18 protein-coding genes and 1 riboswitch are annotated in these 17,398 nt (G+C 65.3%); of the genes, 10 read left to right on the top strand and 8 right to left on the bottom strand.

From position 1 onward, the window contains the following. Positions 1-52: 52 nt before the first annotated feature. The 4 genes from thiE to PQR54_RS33295 all read right to left on the bottom strand — a co-directional run bounded on the left by thiE (position 53) and on the right by PQR54_RS33295 (position 3,435). The gene (gene thiE, locus PQR54_RS33280) at positions 53-1,156 is read right to left on the bottom strand and encodes a thiamine phosphate synthase (RefSeq protein ID WP_408253156.1); all 1,104 of its coding nucleotides are present in this window, start codon (positions 1,154-1,156) and stop codon (positions 53-55) included. Next, positions 1,153-1,968 (bottom strand): thiazole synthase, encoded by an 816-nt coding sequence (locus tag PQR54_RS33285; protein WP_408253158.1) that lies wholly within the window; start codon positions 1,966-1,968, stop codon positions 1,153-1,155. The genes thiE and PQR54_RS33285 overlap by 4 nt, the downstream gene beginning before the upstream one ends. 57 nt (positions 1,969-2,025) lie before the next feature. Continuing rightward, a complete protein-coding gene (thiS, locus tag PQR54_RS33290) occupies positions 2,026-2,223 on the bottom strand; it encodes a sulfur carrier protein ThiS (protein WP_012434522.1) in 198 nt (65 codons plus the stop codon). 81 nt (positions 2,224-2,304) lie between these two features. Continuing rightward, a complete protein-coding gene (locus PQR54_RS33295) occupies positions 2,305-3,435 on the bottom strand; it encodes an FAD-dependent oxidoreductase (RefSeq protein ID WP_408253160.1) in 1,131 nt (376 codons plus the stop codon). Between the two features lie 216 nt (positions 3,436-3,651). Next, positions 3,652-3,775: riboswitch (TPP riboswitch) on the bottom strand. A gap of 380 nt (positions 3,776-4,155) precedes the next feature. Between PQR54_RS33295 and PQR54_RS33300 the strand changes: the two genes are divergently transcribed. From PQR54_RS33300 to PQR54_RS33320, 5 genes are all read left to right on the top strand, one after another. Further along, a complete protein-coding gene (locus tag PQR54_RS33300) occupies positions 4,156-5,907 on the top strand; it encodes an ABC transporter ATP-binding protein/permease (RefSeq protein WP_408253162.1) in 1,752 nt (583 codons plus the stop codon). Continuing rightward, positions 5,904-6,713: an SDR family NAD(P)-dependent oxidoreductase gene (locus PQR54_RS33305; RefSeq protein ID WP_408253163.1), complete on the top strand. Its 810-nt coding sequence runs from the start codon at positions 5,904-5,906 to the stop codon at positions 6,711-6,713. The genes PQR54_RS33300 and PQR54_RS33305 overlap by 4 nt, the downstream gene beginning before the upstream one ends. A 206-nt stretch (positions 6,714-6,919) precedes the next feature. Further along, a complete protein-coding gene (locus PQR54_RS33310) occupies positions 6,920-7,381 on the top strand; it encodes a hypothetical protein (RefSeq protein ID WP_408253165.1) in 462 nt (153 codons plus the stop codon). A 78-nt stretch (positions 7,382-7,459) separates the two neighbouring features. Further along, positions 7,460-8,101 carry a hypothetical protein gene (locus PQR54_RS33315; protein WP_408253167.1) on the top strand — a complete coding sequence of 214 codons (642 nt, stop codon included), beginning with the start codon at positions 7,460-7,462 and terminating at the stop codon, positions 8,099-8,101. A 91-nt stretch (positions 8,102-8,192) separates the two neighbouring features. Then, positions 8,193-8,921 carry a response regulator gene (locus tag PQR54_RS33320; RefSeq protein WP_106314081.1) on the top strand — a complete coding sequence of 243 codons (729 nt, stop codon included), beginning with the start codon at positions 8,193-8,195 and terminating at the stop codon, positions 8,919-8,921. A gap of 73 nt (positions 8,922-8,994) precedes the next feature. Here PQR54_RS33320 and PQR54_RS33325 read toward each other — a convergent pair whose 3' ends face one another. From PQR54_RS33325 to PQR54_RS33335, 3 genes are all read right to left on the bottom strand, one after another. Beyond that, a complete protein-coding gene (locus PQR54_RS33325) occupies positions 8,995-9,666 on the bottom strand; it encodes a flagellar basal body L-ring protein FlgH (RefSeq protein ID WP_408253169.1) in 672 nt (223 codons plus the stop codon). 62 nt (positions 9,667-9,728) lie between these two features. Then, on the bottom strand, positions 9,729-10,442 hold the full coding sequence (locus tag PQR54_RS33330; protein ID WP_408253171.1) for a hypothetical protein: 714 nt from the start codon (positions 10,440-10,442) through the stop codon (positions 9,729-9,731). Between the two features lie 3 nt (positions 10,443-10,445). Next, entirely contained in the window at positions 10,446-10,613 is a 168-nt protein-coding gene (locus tag PQR54_RS33335; protein ID WP_308706150.1) for a DUF6726 family protein, read from the bottom strand. 637 nt (positions 10,614-11,250) lie between these two features. Here PQR54_RS33335 and PQR54_RS33340 point away from each other — a divergent pair. Next, positions 11,251-11,991 carry a response regulator gene (locus PQR54_RS33340; RefSeq protein ID WP_012434533.1) on the top strand — a complete coding sequence of 247 codons (741 nt, stop codon included), beginning with the start codon at positions 11,251-11,253 and terminating at the stop codon, positions 11,989-11,991. Continuing rightward, on the top strand, positions 11,988-13,259 hold the full coding sequence (locus tag PQR54_RS33345) for an ATP-binding protein (RefSeq protein WP_408253173.1): 1,272 nt from the start codon (positions 11,988-11,990) through the stop codon (positions 13,257-13,259). The genes PQR54_RS33340 and PQR54_RS33345 overlap by 4 nt, the downstream gene beginning before the upstream one ends. A 176-nt stretch (positions 13,260-13,435) precedes the next feature. On the opposite strand, the gene PQR54_RS33350 is transcribed toward PQR54_RS33345, so the two are convergent. Next, entirely contained in the window at positions 13,436-14,242 is an 807-nt protein-coding gene (locus PQR54_RS33350) for a tyrosine-protein phosphatase (RefSeq protein ID WP_408253175.1), read from the bottom strand. Between PQR54_RS33350 and PQR54_RS33355 the strand changes: the two genes are divergently transcribed. From PQR54_RS33355 to PQR54_RS33365, 3 genes are all read left to right on the top strand, one after another. After that, positions 14,241-14,450, top strand: coding sequence for a hypothetical protein (locus PQR54_RS33355; protein ID WP_408253177.1), 210 nt, complete (start codon positions 14,241-14,243; stop codon positions 14,448-14,450). The two genes, PQR54_RS33350 and PQR54_RS33355, sit on opposite strands and share 2 nt — an antisense overlap. Positions 14,451-14,721: 271 nt before the next feature. After that, positions 14,722-15,981: an MFS transporter gene (locus PQR54_RS33360; RefSeq protein WP_106284168.1), complete on the top strand. Its 1,260-nt coding sequence runs from the start codon at positions 14,722-14,724 to the stop codon at positions 15,979-15,981. 17 nt (positions 15,982-15,998) lie between these two features. Continuing rightward, complete coding sequence (locus PQR54_RS33365; protein WP_408253179.1) at positions 15,999-17,273, top strand: D-amino acid dehydrogenase; 1,275 nt, start codon at positions 15,999-16,001, stop codon at positions 17,271-17,273. The last annotated feature ends 125 nt before the right edge of the window (positions 17,274-17,398 follow it).

The following is a 17,398-nucleotide window of genomic DNA, read 5'->3' on the forward strand; positions in this document are numbered from 1 at the left end:
ACCGTGCAAAAGTTGCCGTGAGGCTGCCCTGTCCCTTAACCAATCATGACGATTATCGCGTAAACCCTTGTTGCAATGCAGAAACGGCGGCCGCCGGATCCGCCGCTTCCGTTACCGCCCGCACCACTGCCGCGCAACCGACACCCGTCGCCAGCACGTCGGGCAGCACCTGCAGGTCGATTCCGCCGATCGCCACCAGCGGCACGACGCCGTCGAGCAGACGCACGTAACGGGCCAGACGCCTGAGGCCCTGCGGCGCGGTCGGCATGACCTTGGTCGTGGTCGGAAACACCGCGCCCAGTGCAATGTAGCTTGGCCGGAAATGCAGTGCTTTCAGAATCTCGTAGAAACCGTGGGTCGACAGGCCGAGCCGGACGCCGCCCGTGGCGAGCGCGGCGAGATCCGCCGTATGCACGTCCTCCTGACCGAGGTGGACGCCGTATGCGCCGGCTTCGAGCGCGGCCTGCCAGTGGTCGTTGATGAACACCTGAGCGTCGTGCTGACGGCCGACGGCCACGCAGCGGGCAATTTCACGCTTCAGTACATCGACGGGTTCGGCCGATTTGCGGCGCAACTGCACCGTCTTTACGCCGAAGCCCACCACCCGCTCGACCCACTCCGCCGTCGGCAGAACCGGATACAGGCCCAACCGGTCCGGGCAGCGCGGGAACGCCTGCGCCGGCGCGTCGGGCAAGCCGGCGAGACGCGGGAAATGGCTGAGATCGGTGGGGAAGGCGTCGTTGGCACGGGTTTCGTCGCCGTCGCGCCAGGCCAGCGCCAGCACCAGCGCGTCATGCGGGTCGAAACCGCAGTCGAGGAAAGCCGCCAGCGCGGCAATCCAGTCTTCCGCCAGATGGCCTTCGAGGCGGTATTTTTCGCCGCCCAGATGCAGCGTGGCCTTGTCCTCGGCGGCTTCGATCACGCCGGCGCCCCGCACCAGCCAGCGCGCCACCTGCTCGCCATGCTGCTGCGCGTCGGCGATCACGATCAGATCGCCGCCGTTCGGTTCGTCGGGCGCGGTCAGGCAGATGCGCCACGGCGCGTGCGTCGGCGGCCAGTCGCCCAGCCGGGCGCGGATGCGCTCGGCGGCTTCGGTGAGTTCGTCGGCGGGCGGCCAGAAAAGGTCGCGGTCCTTCAATGTCAAAGTCTGCGTCATGCGGCGCTCCCGTCTTGATGCCAGAACGGCATGCCGACCACCGGCGTGCTCGCGTGCGCGCTTTCGCGCTCGGCCATCGGCCCCGCCAGAAAAGCCTGGCGGCCCGCTTCGACACCCAGCGCGAAGGCGCGCGCCATCGCGTCGGGGTGGGTGGCCTGGGACACGGCCGTGTTCAGCAGCACGCCGTCGAAACCCCATTCCATCACCTGCGCCGCGTGCGACGGCACGCCGAGACCGGCGTCGACGATCAGCGGCACGTCCGGCAGACGCTCACGCAACACACGCAGCCCATAGGGATTGATCACGCCCTTGCCGGTGCCGATCGGCGCGCCCCACGGCATCAGCGCTTCACAGCCGGCGTCCAGCAGACGGCGGCCGATCACCAGGTCTTCGGTGCAATACGGCAGGACCTTGAAGCCGTCCCTGACCAGTTGCGCGGCCGCTTCGATCAGGCCGACCGGGTCGGGCTGCAGCGTGTAGTCGTCGCCGATCAGTTCGAGCTTGATCCACTCGGTTTCGAAGATTTCGCGCGCCATATGCGCGGTCGTCACCGCCTCGCCGACGGTCAGGCAGCCGGCCGTGTTCGGCAGCAGCGGCACGCCGTGGCGCTTGAGCAGGTCGAAGAAGCCGGCTTCCGCGCCGCCTTCGTTCATTTGCCGGCGCAACGCGACGGTCACCATGCCGGGCCGCGCGGCGTCGATGGAATCGGACAGCGATTGCAGCGACGGATAGCGCGAAGTGCCGAGCAGCACGCGGCTCGCGAAGGTCTGGCCGTAGAGCGTGAGCGCGTCGGCGGTTTGGGGGGAAGTCATTTGCATAATCCTGTGTGTCTCCGGCAATCCGGTGTTCCCGCAGTGCGCGGCAGGCGTTCAGCCGCCGGCCACGGGTTGCACGACGTCGAGCTTGTCGCCCGCTTGCAGCGCGCGCGCCGCATGCTGGGTGCGCGCCACGAAGTCGCCGTTTAGCGCGACTGCAAACGGCGGACGTGCGCCGAACGCGGTGAGCGCGTCGGCGACGGTTGCGCCTTCGGGCAGCGACAACGGCTTCTGATTGATATGAATGTCCATGGTGTTTGAATACGTTTCAGTCGATGGCGAAAGCGGCGTGGCGTGCAGCGCTCGTCGGAGTAATGACGAATCGCGCAACGCTCATGCCGGCTCCCGCGCGGAGTCCAGTTGAAAGAGCTCGCTCCAGCGCGCGTCGCGCTGCCAGTCGGCGAAAGCGTAGGCGTCGCCGATGCGGCCGTCGAGCAGCGCCGCGGCGAAGCGCACGGCTTCGTCGGCGACTTCGGGCACGATCATGTAGCCGTGCCGGTACAGGCCGTTCACGCGCAATGTCTGCGCGCCGTCCCACAGCAAGGCCGGACGGTGGTCCGGCAAAGTTGGGCGGCACTGCGAATTCAGTTCGAGGATGCGTGCCTCGCCAAAGCCGGGATGCACGGAAAACGCCGCGCTCAGCAGTTCGAGCGCGGAGCGCACGCTGACCGGCGACATGTCCTCGCCTTCCACTTCGGTGGCGCCGATCACGTAGAGGTCGTCCTGCTTCGGCGCGATGTAGAGGGGATAGCGTGGATGCAGCAGCCGCACCGGCCGCGTCAGCTTGATACCGGGAGCATGCACACGCGCGACTTCGCCACGAATGCCGCGCAGCGTGGGCAGCACGGGCTTCGCGCCGAGGCCGCGGCAGTCGATCGTGATACGCGCAGGCGGCAGCGCGTGGTCGTCGACCGGCGTATTCCAGTGCGCGTCGACTCCGCGTTGCGCGAGGCCCGCGGCCAGCGAAGTGAGCACCTGACGGTTATCCAGTTGGCCTTCACGCGGCAGCAGCCAACCCTGGTTGAAGCGGCCCGCCAAAGCAGGCTCGGCGGCGCCGAGCTGCGCGCCGGCCAGCGTGACGAAGCCTCCGTCCAGCAGTTCAGCGGGCGCATTCGAACGCACCCGGCGTTCGAACAACGGCGCTTCGGTTCGATCCGAGTGATGCCACACCACCAGCGTGCCATTGCGTTGATAAAACACGGGCTCGGGCAACTCGGCCAGCACTTGCGGCCACGTTTCGAGCGAACTCGCGCCGAGGCGCGTGATCAGCAGTTCTGCGCTGGCGGCTTCCGCGAGCGGTGCCAGCATCGCCGCGGCGACCCACGCAGCCGATTGCGTACCGGCGGCATCGCCACGCTCATAGAGCGCCACGCGATGCCCCTGTCCGGCGAGCCGCCACGCGACCAGCCGCCCGCACAGGCCACCGCCGAGCACGGCGAAATCGGGTTGTGCAGAACGGGTCATCGCGCACACTCCGTTTCAGGAGGGCAAGCAAAGCTGAAGCGCGGCGCGCCGACGGCGGCGTGACGAAGAGCAAAACACATATCTGAAGAATAGGCGGTCATCGAGTCCTTTCCGTACGGCAACAAAACGCACGTACCCAGGACGAAACCGGCGGGTGAGGCCGGCCGGACAATGCGCGATCCAATGACGGACGCTGCCCGGCGGGGAATGGAAGACTGGCTGCTTCCGGAAACTTCCCGCGCCGGTATTACCCGGATCGGGTGCAAAGGGTGTCTCTCAGCCTCGCCGCTGCGCCATGAAAATCATGCCGCCTGTGCGCGAAGCACCCCTGTTTCGTCGAAGGTCATTAGACCATAAAAGGCGCGGCGCCCGCAAACCAGCGGCTGGCGGCGTCGCGCGGGATTTGATCCGGCACCATCTTTCACGTTATCACTGCGGCCGAAGGCGGCGCTCTGGCACAATGCCAGCACAGGATGCCGCGCGAGCGCGGCGCGGGCGGCACGCCGTCCCGCCATGTTCGCAGCGGCACCGGCGCGGGGCCTCGCGGCGCAAATTAATTTTCGCTTAAGGGCTTCACGCCAGAATCTGACGCTCACCCGGGCGTGCGTTCGTCGAGCACGACGCCCGGGCATGTACCGCAAACCCGCCGCAGGGCAGCCCGCCGACGGGCTCGCCCCAAATGGGTCAGCCCCAACGGGCCAGCACTACTTCAGGATGCTCATGACACCGAATACCTCTGCCAGCCCCGCGCTGCCGCCGGACGAAAAAGTCTCCGCCTGGAGCCTGATCAAACCTTACTGGGTTTCCGAAGAACGAAAAACGGCATGGGGCCTGCTCATCGCGATCATCGTGATGAATCTGCTCGTGGTGTGGATCAACGTACGGCTGAACCGATGGAGCGCCGACTTCTACAACGCGCTGCAAACCAAGAACGTGCACGACTTCCCGCACCTGCTGATGGTGTTCTCGGGGCTCGCGTTCGGCTTCATCATTCTCGCGGTGTACGGCCGTTATCTGCGCCAGATGCTCGGCTTCCGCTGGCGCCAGTGGCTGACCACGCGCTATCTGAACGAGTGGCTGAAGGACAGCGCGTTCTACCGGATCGAGCGCGACCGCCTCGCCGACAACCCCGACCAGCGGATCAGCGATGACCTGCAATCGTTCGCCACCAGCACGCTTTCGCTGACGCTCGACCTGCTGTCCACCGTCGTCACGCTGGTGTCGTTCATCACGATTCTGTGGTCGCTGGCCGGCGCGCTGACCATTTCACTCGGCGGCATGCCGATCGAGATTCCCGGCTACATGGTGTGGGCTGCGGCGCTCTACGCCGTGGTCGGCTCGCTGATCATCCAGAAGGTCGGCCATCCGCTCGTGCCGATTAATTACCAGGCGCAGAAAGTCGAGGCGGATTTCCGTTTCGGCCTGATCCGTCTGCGTGAAAATGCCGAGCAGATCGCGTTCTACAACGGCATGGACACCGAAAAGGCGAATGCGCACTCGCTGTTCGCCCGCATCCGCGACAACTGGTGGCAGGTGATGAAGTACACCAAGCGGCTCACTTTCGTACTGAGCTTCTATGGCCAGATCGCGATCATCTTCCCGCTGGTGGTCGCCGCGCCGCGCTACTTCGCCGGCGCCTTCACGTTCGGCGTGCTGATGCAGATCTCCAGCGCCTTCGGCACCGTCAGCGATTCGTTCTCGTGGTTCATCAACAGTTACGGCACCTTGGTCGAATGGCGCGCTACCGTGAACCGGTTGCGTGAATTCAAGCGCGTCGTGCATGCGCCGCGTCTGAAGGAATCGGTCTCGCCGGCTACCGCGCATGGCGGCATCAACCTGCACTTCGTCGACGAAGACAAGCTCTCCACCGACGGCCTCAAGCTCGCCCTGCCCAACGGCAACCCGCTGTCGCGCATTCGCGATGTGGCGATTCAGCCGGGCTCGCGCTGGCTGGTGCGCGGTCCGTCGGGCTCGGGCAAGAGCACGCTGATGCGCGCGCTCGCCGGCTTGTGGCCGTTTGGCGATGGCTCGATCGATGCCCCGGTCAACGCGCGCATGATGTTCATTCCGCAGGTCAGCTACATGCCGATCGGCACGCTCAAAGCGGCGCTCGCTTATCCGTCGGCGGCAGACAGCTACACGGACGACGAATGCCGCGAAGCGCTGATCGTCTGCCATCTGTCGGAATACGCGGACCGTCTGCAGGAATCGGGACACTGGACTCGTATTCTGTCGCCGGGCGAGCAACAGCGCCTCGCCGCCGCGCGCGTGCTGCTGCACAAGCCCGACTACCTGTTCCTCGATGAAGCCACCAGCGCGCTCGACGCGGAAAACGAGGCGCGTCTGTACCGCCTGTTCACGGAGCGACTGCCGAAGGCGGCGATTGTGAGCGTCGCGCATCGCGAGTCGCTGGCTGCGTTCCACGACGAGACGCTCGACGTCGAGCGCTCGGGCGAAGCGGTCGCGGCATGACCACCGTGAGCCGCGTGAGCGACCTGAACGAAGCGGGCAGCGCCGGATTCGAGCGCGTCGTGCTGATCACCGGGGCGGGCTCGGGCATCGGCGCGGCGCTGGCCCGGCGCATCGCCGCGCCGCGCTCGGCCTTGATGTTGCACGCACGCGGTGCCGATCAGGAAGCGCGTGAACGGCTCGCGCAAGTCGCCGCCGATTGCAGCGCGAACGGTGCGCGCTGCGCGACGGTGTTCGGCGATCTCGCCGAACGTGGCGCCGCGGAACACGTGGTCCATCAAACGCTGGCGAGCTTCGGCGCACTCGATCAACTCGTCGCCAACGCGGGACATGCGCAGCGCCAAACGCTGAATGCGCTCGATGCCGATGCGCTCGGCGCGGCCTTCGCCGCGATGCCGGCGGCGTTCGCGGCGCTCGTCAAACGCGCGACGCCCGCGTTGGAAACCTCAAAGCGCGGCCGCGTGGTCGCGCTCAGTTCTTTCGTCGCGCACCGCTATCGCGCGGACACGCCGTTTGCCGCGACGGCTGCTGCGAAAGCCGCGCTCGAATCGCTGGCGAAAACCGCGGCAGCCGAACTTGCGCAGCATGGCGTGACGGTCAATTGCGTGGCGCCCGGCTATACGCGTAAAGATCGCGGGCCGAGTGCCGATAATGCATCGGTGTGGCATCGCGCCGCGGAGGCAACGCCGCTCGGCCATGTCGCCGAACCCGAGGATGTCGCCGCGCTGATCGCGTTTCTACTCTCCGACGAAGCGCGTCATATCACCGGCCAGGTGATTCATGTGGACGGTGGTCTCACGCTTGGGTGAGTGACAGGCGAGCCAGAGCCACACCGGATCCCAGGCAAACCCCGCAACACCCGGCAACATCCCGAAACACGCGAGAAGAGTTCGAAAGCATTTGCGAAGCGGGCAAGCTGTTCCGCGCTTTGAAAATGCCTCCCAGCGGCGACGATAGTCGTGCGGGCCGTACCAGGCTTGCCCCACGTCATTCATCGCTACTGGATTCTCCGCCCATGTCATTCGATCGCCGCTCCCATCCTTTGACCCAGCGTCTGGCGCTTGCTCTCGGCGCCGCGCTGCTCGTCACGAGCGTTGCGCATGCAGCCCAGGTTAACCAGGCCAACGAACCGGCCGACGTTTGCCCCGCGCTCAAGCACATCGTCGACGCCGCCGATTTCCGGCAGTTGCAAACCCAGGCCGCCGCGCAATTGCCGGGCACGTCGAGCGCCGACGACTGCCGCGCCAGCACGCACGCGTACGATTGTCACTGGCGCGCGCACTGGCAAGCAGACGGCGTCGTCACCGATCCGCTCGAAGAATTCGGCGCCGATATCGCTGCCTGCTTCCCGAACGTCGTGCACGACCTCAACACACCGACGCGCCAGCATTTCATCGTAAGCACGCCCGAGCGCCGCGTCAGTGTCACGGCAAGCGTGCAGGGGCAAAACGAACTGCGCCTGCGCGTCACGCGCTGAGCGTGATCCTGATCGCAGCTACCCGCGGTGATTCGCTGTAATTCACCGCATCGACCGACCGCCACCAGGCACCGCCTCATGACCTTCATGCCGAGCATGCGCGCTTATGCTTTCACGCGAGCCCCACGGGCCGCGTGGGTCACGTTGCGGCGTCCCTGCGCGTGGCTCACCGTGTCCGCCACGCTGGCGGTCGGCCTGAACGGCTGCGCCTGGACATTGATCCAGGCCGCCGACGCCACCGGCTCCGTGATTCAGGCAGGCTACGCGATCGCGGCGAACTATTCGTCGCCGACCTTCATCAACGGCCGGCCAGCCGAGGTGAGCAACGTCTGCATCGAAGTGAACCAGAACGTGTCGGTCGGCGATTTCGTGCCGGCGCTGCAACTCGCGCTCGACCGCCGCGGCATTCGTTCGGAGGTCTACAATCCGGGCACCTCGCCCGCCGGCTGCGAGGCGCGCCTCGTCTACAACGCCGCGATCGATTACGGCCGCCGCTCGTTCAGCGACGAAACGATCCAGTATCTGTCGATCATCGACCTGACGCTGATTCAGAACGGCCGCATTCTCGTCACCGCCCGCTATCAGACCGGCGGCCTGAACACCGATCGATTCTCTTCGGCGTCGACCAAGCTCAACGGCCTGATCGAGCGAATGGTGGTCGATCGAACCGACTTCGCGCGGCAGCCGCTGCAGACCATTCAGACCTCCCAGGCGAACTAGATACGCGGGCTCTTGCCATCTCTTACGCGGGAAAGGATTCGAAAGCGTTACGCGCTTTGCTCCGCGCGCGTGCTTCTCTAAGATGACCTGAATGAACCAATCCATTCTGGTCGTCGATGACGACCCCGTCGTACGTGAACTCGTCAGCGGCTATCTGCAAGGGCGCGGCTTCAAGGTCGACACGCTTCAGAACGGCCTGGCGCTGCAGCGTCGCTTGCAGGACGAGCGCCCCGCCCTGATCGTGCTCGACATCATGATGCCGGAGCTCGACGGCATCAGCGCGCTGCGCGCGTTGCGCGTGGCCGGCGACGACATTCCCGTGATTCTGCTGACGGCGCGCTCCGATCCGATCGATCGCGTGATCGGCCTCGAACTCGGCGCGGACGACTATCTCGGCAAGCCTTTCGAACCGAGCGAACTGGTCGCGCGGATTCGCACCGTGCTGCGGCGTCGCGGCACGATTGCGCCGAGCGCGCCGGAGCAGCGCGCGCCTTATCGCTTCGGCCGTTTCGAAGTCAATTTTCCGGCGCGCGAATTACGCCGGGACGGCGAGCGCATCTCGCTGCGTTCGAGCGAATTCGCCATGCTGAAGGTATTCGTCAGCCACGCGATGACCGTGCTGACGCGCGCGCAGTTGCTGGAAAAACTGCACGGCAACAGCGAGGTGCATCGCAATCGCAGCCTGGACGTATCGATCTGGCGTTTGCGCCGGCTGATCGAAGTCGATCCGTCGGAGCCGCGCTATGTGCAAACCGTGTGGGGACGCGGCTACGTGTTCGTGCCGGACGGTGAAATCGGTGCGGCTGAACGCAGCGCCTGACGGGTGCGTGAAGTGCGCTGGACCTCCCGCTTCATGCGTCGCCTGCGTCTCAGACCTGTAGCGCGCTAACGGCTTAGAACGTCAGCACGCTCATGAACATTCTCTGTAGCCAGCCCATCGTCGTGGAGTCGGACACCATGCCCACGCCGGCCTGCTCGATGCGCGCGTTCGCCACCTTGCTCGACGCCACGTAGTTACCCGCTTCGATATCCTTAGGATTGACGATGCCCGACAGGCGCAGCCGGTCGCGGTTGCCGCTCATCGCAATTACCTTCTCACCCGACACCACGAGATTGCCGGTCGACATCGTGCCGATTACGGTGACAGCGAGTGTGCCGTTCATCCCGCTGACGTCGGTGAGACTGCCCTGCCCTTTGTATTCGGTGCTTGCCGAGCCGATGTTGAACAGTCGCGCGAGCCGCGCGGCAGCGTTGGTGGAGTGATCGGCGGCGTCGGCGGTGATGCTGCTCGAGCGGCTCGCCGCCGCGGTCGCGCTGTTGTTGCCGCTGTACGATTCCGCAAGCCGGATCGTCAGCACGTCGCCGATATGTTGGGCGCGCGGTGTTTCGTACAGCAGCAGCGGCGTGCCGGCCTGATAGATCGCGCCTTGCGTGTTGACGTTCAGCGGCGCCGAGGCGAGCGGCGGCGCCATCGGCGTATCGACGATCGAGTTTTGCTGATTGCCCGCGCAAGCCGCAAGGCAAGCAGCCGCGCCTAGCGCGACAGTCAGACGTAGCGCAGTCATGCATGCTCCTGGTTGGAAACGGGCCTCGCGGCCACCTTTAGTGCCGCACTCATTGGCGTTCATCAACCCGCCTCCGCGCCGCTCGCCTGCCATTGCCGCACCACCGACTTCACCCACGAATCCGAGCCCTTCAGCAGATAGGTGAGCGTGCCGTTGCGCGTGCCCGGCAGAAAGCACAACGTGATCGAACTCACCGCGTTTTCCCAGACATACGTGGGCATCGCGCCAGTCGCCGACACGTTCTGCGTGGCGAGACGCGGCGGCCCGTAGCGGTCCGCGAGCGCGTCGCGCAAATCCTCGGCGGTGATCTCGTCGATCACGAAAGAAATCTCGTACAGATGCAGCGCGCTCTGCCCATCTACGCGCGCGAAGCGCAGCACATGCTCCAGCGCGGGCGCGCCGTCGACCACCGCTTGCGACACCGCCCAGCCGTTGTCCGCGCGATGCGCCCAGCGGCAGGCCACCGTCAGGCTGTCGTGCGACTTGAGCCGCATGCCGAGCGCACCCGCCTGCACGTCCGTCTCGCAGACCGGCACGCTGCCGAGCGGCGTCGCCCGCACGCTCGAACCCGCGCGGAATTCGTCGAGCGTGATGCCGAGCGCAATGCCACGGAACGCGAATGGCGCGTCTTGCGAGCGCCGCCGTGCATCGGCGGAAGGGTCTTTCGACGCGGCGCTCGCCGAACTCGCATCGCGTGCGGGCGGCTGCGCTTTAGCGCTCGACGACAGCACGCCGCCCAGCAACGCCAGCGCCAAGGCAATCCGTTTGAGTGTCATGATTCAGTCGATGGCGGATGAACACATGTCGAACGGCGAGGCCGCGGCATGGCCCACGACCGGGATGATTTTCAGCGTGGCCGAAGTCAGCCGGCACGGCAGCGCGGCGACGGCGCAGCCACCGAGAGGCAGCAGCGCCGCGCCGAGCGTCAGCCACGCAACGACACGCATGAAACGGTGAAGAATTCTCGGAGTCGACACGTGGGCCTCGGTACGTCAGGCGGTCGTATTGACGTGGTGCCCGACGAGCCCGGTGGGCAGCGACGGCGGCGTTTGAGCGCCAGACTCTCGCGTCGGCGCGCCGGCGCCCGGGTTGTTGGCGGCAGTGGGCCTTTCGGCTGGCGACGTCGGCGCCAGAGAAGAGAAGCGGGTTGAAGACAGATTGCTGGGAACGGTCATGATGAGCCTCGCGTGGCGCTAGGTTTCGATTTCACGCCGCCTGCCGTGGGCCCAAGGCGTTAGGCTGTTTTCAGCATGCGGCGCAACGTACTGCACGACGAATCATCTCGCCGGCCACGCGGTGCCGATGCACGAAGGAAAGCGCGCTTTCCGCCGGTTCTTACGACCCGTTCCGACCTGTTTCGACCGGTTCCAGATGCGCGCAATTTCTTTCCTGCGAGAAATGTTGGTGCTGCGAAACGAATCCGGCGCGGCTGCGCGCGTTGCCCAAGGCGGCGCGGCTGAAATATTGCGCGAGCCTTGCGTAGCGGGCCTGACAAGCAAGCCCGGCGAAGCGGCGCGGCCTGTCGTAAGCGTTGGTAAGAAAACAGTCGGCCGCGCGTCGTGCGCGTCAGCTTAAAATTTCAGCATGAATCCACAGGTCCTTATCGTCGACGACGATCCGGTCGTACGCGATCTGCTTTGCAAGTTTCTGCAGTCGAACGGCTTCGACGCGTCCGTGCTCCACGACGGCACACATCTCCAGCGCCGGCTCGAACGCGAACGGCCGTCCGTCGTCGTGCTCGACATCATGATGCCGAACACCGACGGCTTGCGCGCCCTCACCGCGTTGCGCGCCGCCGGCGACGACATTCCGGTGATCTTCGTGACGGCGCGCGGCACGGTGGCCGACCGCATTGTCGGGCTCTCGCTCGGCGCGGACGACTACCTGACCAAGCCGTTCGATCCGCGCGAATTGCTCGCCCGCATCCACACGGTTTTGCGCCGGCGCGGGCCGTCCACCACGAGCGCGCCGGAAGCCCGCAAGCCGTATCGCTTCGGCCCGTTCGAGCTCGACTTCGCCACCCGTTCGCTGTGCCGCGACAACTCGAAGCTGCCGCTGCGCGACAGTGAGTTCGCGCTCCTGAAGATCTTCGTCAACAATCCGTACAAGGTGCTGTCGCGCGTGTTGATTCACGATCTCGTGCATCGCGACAATCTCGCCTTTCGCGACCGCAGCCTCGACGTGCCGATCTGGCGCCTGCGCCGCGTGATCGAAGACGACCCGTCGAATCCCTGCTACGTGCAGACGGTGCGCGGCAAAGGCTACGTCTTCGTGCCCGACGCCGATGGCACGCCCTTCGCCGACGAGGCCGCCTCAAGCGCATGAAAAACCCGCTGAACACGCTGTTCGGCAGAATGGCGTTACTCTCGGCCGCGGTGTTGTTCGCAATTCAGGCCGGCTGGTTCGTGCTGGTGGTGATGCAGCCGCCGCGCCATGAAATCGACGGCTTCGCGCGCGGCATTCTGCTGGTGCTGCAGGCCGTCAACGGCGAGCCGATGAAGGGCGCCGCGCTCGCGCCCGCCATGCGCGTGCACCTCGTGCCCACCTGGAACATGCCGGCGAGCGTGCATCTGCACAAGCCGACGCAGCATCCGCTGGAAGAACTGAGCAGGCATTTGCGCGAGAATCTGCCGCCCGGCACGCAGATCGCCGTCGACGATCTACGCCCGCCGCAGTTATGGGTGCTGTTTCCCGGCAAGCCGAACTGGGTCGTGGTGCCGGTCGACGTGCCGCCGCGCCCGCGCTTTCTGATCGAGTCGATCTCGATGCTGCTCGCCGCGCTGATCCTCTCGCTGTTCGCGGTCTGGCAGATGCAGCGGCCGCTCTCGCGCGTCGCCGATGCCGCGCGTGCGTTCGGCTCGGGCGGCCGTCCGGAACCGGTGACGGTGCAAGGCCCGCGCGAGTTGCGCGATCTGATCGGTTCGTTCAACGACATGATGCGGCGTCTGAACGAAGCGGGCGACGATCAGGCCGTGATGCTGGCCGGCGTGGCGCACGATCTGAAGGCGCCGCTCACACGCCTGAAGCTGCGCGCGAGCGTGCTGGTGGCGGAAAACGAGCGCGCCGGTCTGATCCGCGACGTCGACTCCCTCACCAACATCGTTCAGCAGTTCCTCGAATTCGCGGGCCAATCCGCCGACGCCGGGCCGCCGGTCGAAGTCGACGACTTCCTGCAGGAACAGTTCTCCGCCAGCGACAGCACCGAAGCACCGCTCTTCACACTCGACCTGCGCGCCGGTTCGGCGTTCAGGCTGCCGCGCACGCTGCTCGACCGGCTGGTCACGAACCTCGTCGACAACGCGCTCGAACACGGCGCGCCGCCGGTGGATATCGCCACCGCCCGCGCTGACGGCCATTGGGTGATCAGCGTGCGCGACCACGGTCCCGGCATTCCCGACGACCGCATCGCCGCCGCCATGAAGCCGTTCGTCCGGCTCGACGCGGCGCGTGGCGGCGAAGGCCATTGCGGCCTCGGCCTCGCGATCGTCGCGCGGCTCGCGCACGATCGCGGCGGACGCTGTCATGTGCGTAATCACGCGCAGGGCGGTCTGGAAGTGCGGATCGAAATGCCGCTTGTACCGGCGTTGACGTGAGAAAAGTTGGGCGGCGCTTACGCGCCCTTACTGGATCGACAATCGCAGGCGCGGCGGCTTTATAGTCGTCTCCGGCAACCTCGATGCCGCCCTTCTCTGTCCGCCCCGTCATTTAGGGCGGACTTTTTTTTGCCTGCGTTTTTCGTGTCAAACGCTTGGCGCGCGGCCGTGACGTCTCAGACCACGAGGCGGCTGTGCAAGGTGTCGATGGTCGTCTGCGAGACGCCGAGGCCTTGCGTCAGATAGCTCACCATCGTGCCGTAGATCGCCTGCACCTGGTCGAACCCGGCCTGCAGATAATTTTCCTGAACATTCATCAACGGCGCTTCGGCGGAAGCGATGGCGTCGCCGTCCTGTGCGCGCAGCCTGTCGGTTTGCGTCTCGATCGACGGCGCCAGATAGACGTTGCTCAGCAGATAGTCCTGCATGATGACGTCGAGCGGAACGTTCGCAATGCTGAGCAGGAGCGCCGCGACCCAGCCGGTGCGGTCCTTGCCCGCGTTGGAGTGAAAGAGTTGCGCGCCGGGTCCTTCGGCGAGACTCGTCAGCAACGCACCGTATGCGGCGCGCTGAGCGGCGCCGGTGACGTAGCCGCGCGCCTGCGATTCCATGAACGCGACAGCGGCGCCCGCCGTCTCGAAGTTTGGCGCGACGAAGTCAGTGATGCCGAGCACGTTGAGCGTCTGGCTGGTCGCGCCGCTCGGCAGGATATCGGCGGTCCGCGCGATTTCACCGGGCGTGCGCAGATCGTAGACCGAGGCAATGCCGAGCCGGTCGATCGTCGCCTGGTCGGTGGTGTTGAGCGTCAATGCGTTCGCGCGGTAGAACGCGCCCCGGCGCATCTGTTTGCCGTCGACGGTCGGATACCCCGCGGCCGCTCCCGCCAGATCGCGGAAGTTATCGACCGATGCGAGGCGCGGCGTGGCCGGCTGGTCGGCATTGAGGTTGCCGCCGCCACACGCGGACAGCAGCGAGCTGCTCATGCCGGAAACCAGCAGCACGCTGGCCGAGCGCTTCAGAAATGTCCGGCGCGAGGCCAGCGGCGTCTCGTCCGGAATCTGGCTTGTCCGCGTAAAAGTGCTCGCGGAGCGACGGGATGGCGAGCAGGTTTTTGCGGTGGCGGGCATTCGGCGTGGCTGGCGCAGGCGTGAGTGGATTAGTCGCAGCATCGACGCTGCGAGCGCAGTTTAACCATGCTCAATATCGTTTGGGTTACACGGTAGTAGTTGGTAAGGAAAAAGCGGCTCGCGCGCGTTACCCGAACAGAGCGATCGCCAGCCTGGCCGCGGCGTTGGCTTTTCCTCGGGCAGATTTCTCCGGCTTTTCATCTCTTATCGGTTTCTTACCGTTGCCTGCCATTTTTGACCACAACTGGCCTCACCACGCCCCATCCCCGTAGAATGCAAGCACCCCACATTCACGCCGACGGCAGGCCAACAAGCCCTGGAGACCACAACAAAACATGCCTTCTCTCCAATGGTTCACCGAACTGACCCAGCGCGAACGCCGCACGCTGTACGCCGGCTTCGGCGGTTACGCAGTCGACGCCTTCGACTTCATGATTTACTCCTTCCTCATTCCGACGCTGATCGCGACGTGGGGCATGACCAAAAGCGAAGCCGGCATGATCGCCACCAGTTCGCTGATCTCGTCGGCGGTGGGCGGCTGGCTCGCCGGTATTCTGGCCGACCGCTACGGCCGCATCCGCGTATTGCAGTGGACCATCGCCACCTTCGCGCTGTTCACCTTTCTATCCGGCTTCACGCACTCGTTCTGGCAGTTGCTCACCACGCGCACGCTGCAGGGCATCGGCTTCGGCGGTGAGTGGTCGGTCGTGACGATCATGATGGCCGAGACCATTCGCTCGCCGCAGCATCGCGCGAAAGCGGTCGGCACCGTGCAAAGCAGCTGGTCGTTCGGCTGGGCGGCCGCGGCCATCATTTACTGGGCATTCTTCGCGCTGCTGCCGGAACAGTATGCATGGCGCGCCTGCTTCTGGATCGGCCTGCTGCCCGCCGCGTGGATCATCTACATTCGCCGCAACGTAAGCGATCCGGAGATCTTTCTCGAAACGCGCCGGGCTCGTGAGAGTGGTTTCGACACCTCGCACTTCCTGCAGATCTTCTCGGGCGCTCACCTCAAAACCACCCTGCTCGGCAGCGTGCTGTGCACCGGCATGCTCGGCGGCTATTACGCGATCACCACGTGGCTGCCGACCTATCTGAAAACCGTGCGGCATCTGTCGGTGTTCAACACGAGTGGGTATCTGATCGTGCTGATCGTCGGTTCGTTCACGGGGTATATCGTCGGCGCGATTCTGTGCGACAAGATCGGCCGGCGCGCGTCGTTCGTGCTGTTCGCGATCGGCTCTTTCGTGCTGGGCATGTTCTACACCATGCTGCCGATCACCGACGGCATGATGCTCGCGCTCGGCTTTCCGCTCGGCATCGTGGTACAAGGGATTTTCGCGGGCGTGGGCGCTTACCTGTCCGAGCTTTATCCGAATGCGATACGCGGTTCGGGACAAGGATTCTGCTACAACCTCGGGCGTGGACTCGGCTCGTTCTTTCCGATTCTGGTCGGTACACTGTCGCAAACCATGACGCTGGTGAAGGCGATGGGCATCGTGGCCGGCTCGGGCTACCTGCTCGTGATCGTCGCCGCGTTGTGTCTGCCTGAAACCAAGGGCAAGGTACTCGGCGCGACCCAGCCTGCCGCCTGAATCCGCAGTACACACACATGAAAACGATTGTTCTGGGCGGCGGCGTGATTGGCGTCGCCACCGCTTTTTACCTGCGCCAGCAGGGCTGCGAAGTCACCGTGATCGAGCGCGAACCGGACGTCGCGCTCTCCACCAGTTTCGGCAACGCGGGCGTGATCGCGCCGGGCTATGTAACGCCCTGGGCCGCGCCCGGCATGCCGGCGAAGATCCTCAAATACCTGTTCAAGCCGGCCTCGCCGCTGATCTTCCGCCCCACCTTTGATCCGGCTCAATGGCGCTGGATCGCGCGCTGGCTGCATGAATGCGATCTCGAACGGTTTCGCGTCAACAAGCAGCGCATGCAGCGCATTGCTTACTACAGCCGCGACTGTCTGCATGAGTTCCGCGCCTGCTATCCGTTCGACTACGGCCGCAGCCAAGGCTATCTGCAGTTGTTCCGCAGCGAGTACGACGTCGAACTCGCGCAGCCGGCGCTCGCCGTGTTGCGCGACGCGGGTATCGCGCATCGGGAAGTCAGCGCGGCGCAGTGTGTCGAGATCGAGCCGGGTTTGAGCTGGGCACGTCAGGCGCCGCTCTCGGGCCTCTATCTGCCCGACGACGAAGCCGGCGATTGCGCCCGCTTCACGCGCGAACTGCGCGCTATCTGCGAGCGCAACGACGTGCGCTTTCGCTTCGACACGCGTGTGACGTCGCTCGATGTGCAAGGCGGTGCGGTGCGCGCGGTGCGTATCGAGAGCGAACGCGGCGCCGAGATGCTGCATGCGGATGCGGTGGTGGTGGCGCTGGGCGTCGACAGTGCGGGGTTGCTCGCGCGGCTTGGCGTGAACGTGCCGCTTTATCCGGTGAAGGGCTATTCGGCAACGCTGCCCGTCACCGACGAAGAAAAAGCCCCGCGCGGCGCGCTGATGGATGAATCGCTGAAGACGGCGATCACGCGATTCGGCAACAACTTGCGGGTGGCCGGCACCGCGGAACTTGGCAATCGGCAGACCACCTTGCGCGAACAGGCCTTGCAAACGCTGATGAAAGTGTTGAGCGACTGGTTCCCGCACGCGGCTAATCCTACCTCCGCGCATTTCTGGGTCGGCCGCCGTCCAATGACGCCCGATGGCGCGCCGCTGCTCGGTCCGTCCGGCATCGAGAAGCTGTGGCTGAACCTCGGCCACGGCTCAACGGGCTGGGCGATGTCGATGGGTTCGGGGCGCGTGGTCGCGGATTTGATCACGCACCGTAAGCCGGAGATCGATCTCGATGGGTTGACGGTGGGGCGGTACGGTAAATCACGCACATAGCGCCGTTATGCGTTGAAGTTAAAAAGCCGGGTCACCCTCTCAGGTGCCCGGCTTTGTTTTTTCACCGCTTGATGCGCCGCTGACGCGGCACATTGTCGTCTCCACCTCTTCCTGCAAGCAGTAGC

It is taken from the genome of Paraburkholderia phytofirmans, from assembly GCF_046028095.1.
Lineage (GTDB): Bacteria > Pseudomonadota > Gammaproteobacteria > Burkholderiales > Burkholderiaceae > Paraburkholderia > Paraburkholderia phytofirmans_A.

Coding starts and splice junctions, on each gene's coding strand:
- thiE (WP_408253156.1), bottom strand. CDS start 1,156: ATGACGCAGACTTTGACATTGAAGGACCGCGACCTTTTCTGGCCGCCC.
- PQR54_RS33305 (WP_408253163.1), top strand. CDS start 5,904: ATGACCACCGTGAGCCGCGTGAGCGACCTGAACGAAGCGGGCAGCGCC.
- PQR54_RS33330 (WP_408253171.1), bottom strand. CDS start 10,442: ATGACACTCAAACGGATTGCCTTGGCGCTGGCGTTGCTGGGCGGCGTG.
- PQR54_RS33360 (WP_106284168.1), top strand. CDS start 14,722: ATGCCTTCTCTCCAATGGTTCACCGAACTGACCCAGCGCGAACGCCGC.
- PQR54_RS33320 (WP_106314081.1), top strand. CDS start 8,193: ATGAACCAATCCATTCTGGTCGTCGATGACGACCCCGTCGTACGTGAA.
- PQR54_RS33295 (WP_408253160.1), bottom strand. CDS start 3,435: ATGACCCGTTCTGCACAACCCGATTTCGCCGTGCTCGGCGGTGGCCTG.
- PQR54_RS33310 (WP_408253165.1), top strand. CDS start 6,920: ATGTCATTCGATCGCCGCTCCCATCCTTTGACCCAGCGTCTGGCGCTT.
- PQR54_RS33315 (WP_408253167.1), top strand. CDS start 7,460: ATGACCTTCATGCCGAGCATGCGCGCTTATGCTTTCACGCGAGCCCCA.
- PQR54_RS33365 (WP_408253179.1), top strand. CDS start 15,999: ATGAAAACGATTGTTCTGGGCGGCGGCGTGATTGGCGTCGCCACCGCT.
- PQR54_RS33340 (WP_012434533.1), top strand. CDS start 11,251: ATGAATCCACAGGTCCTTATCGTCGACGACGATCCGGTCGTACGCGAT.
- PQR54_RS33300 (WP_408253162.1), top strand. CDS start 4,156: ATGACACCGAATACCTCTGCCAGCCCCGCGCTGCCGCCGGACGAAAAA.
- PQR54_RS33325 (WP_408253169.1), bottom strand. CDS start 9,666: ATGACTGCGCTACGTCTGACTGTCGCGCTAGGCGCGGCTGCTTGCCTT.
- PQR54_RS33350 (WP_408253175.1), bottom strand. CDS start 14,242: ATGAGCAGCTCGCTGCTGTCCGCGTGTGGCGGCGGCAACCTCAATGCC.
- PQR54_RS33345 (WP_408253173.1), top strand. CDS start 11,988: ATGAAAAACCCGCTGAACACGCTGTTCGGCAGAATGGCGTTACTCTCG.
- PQR54_RS33335 (WP_308706150.1), bottom strand. CDS start 10,613: ATGCGTGTCGTTGCGTGGCTGACGCTCGGCGCGGCGCTGCTGCCTCTC.
- thiS (WP_012434522.1), bottom strand. CDS start 2,223: ATGGACATTCATATCAATCAGAAGCCGTTGTCGCTGCCCGAAGGCGCA.
- PQR54_RS33355 (WP_408253177.1), top strand. CDS start 14,241: ATGCCGGAAACCAGCAGCACGCTGGCCGAGCGCTTCAGAAATGTCCGG.
- PQR54_RS33285 (WP_408253158.1), bottom strand. CDS start 1,968: ATGACTTCCCCCCAAACCGCCGACGCGCTCACGCTCTACGGCCAGACC.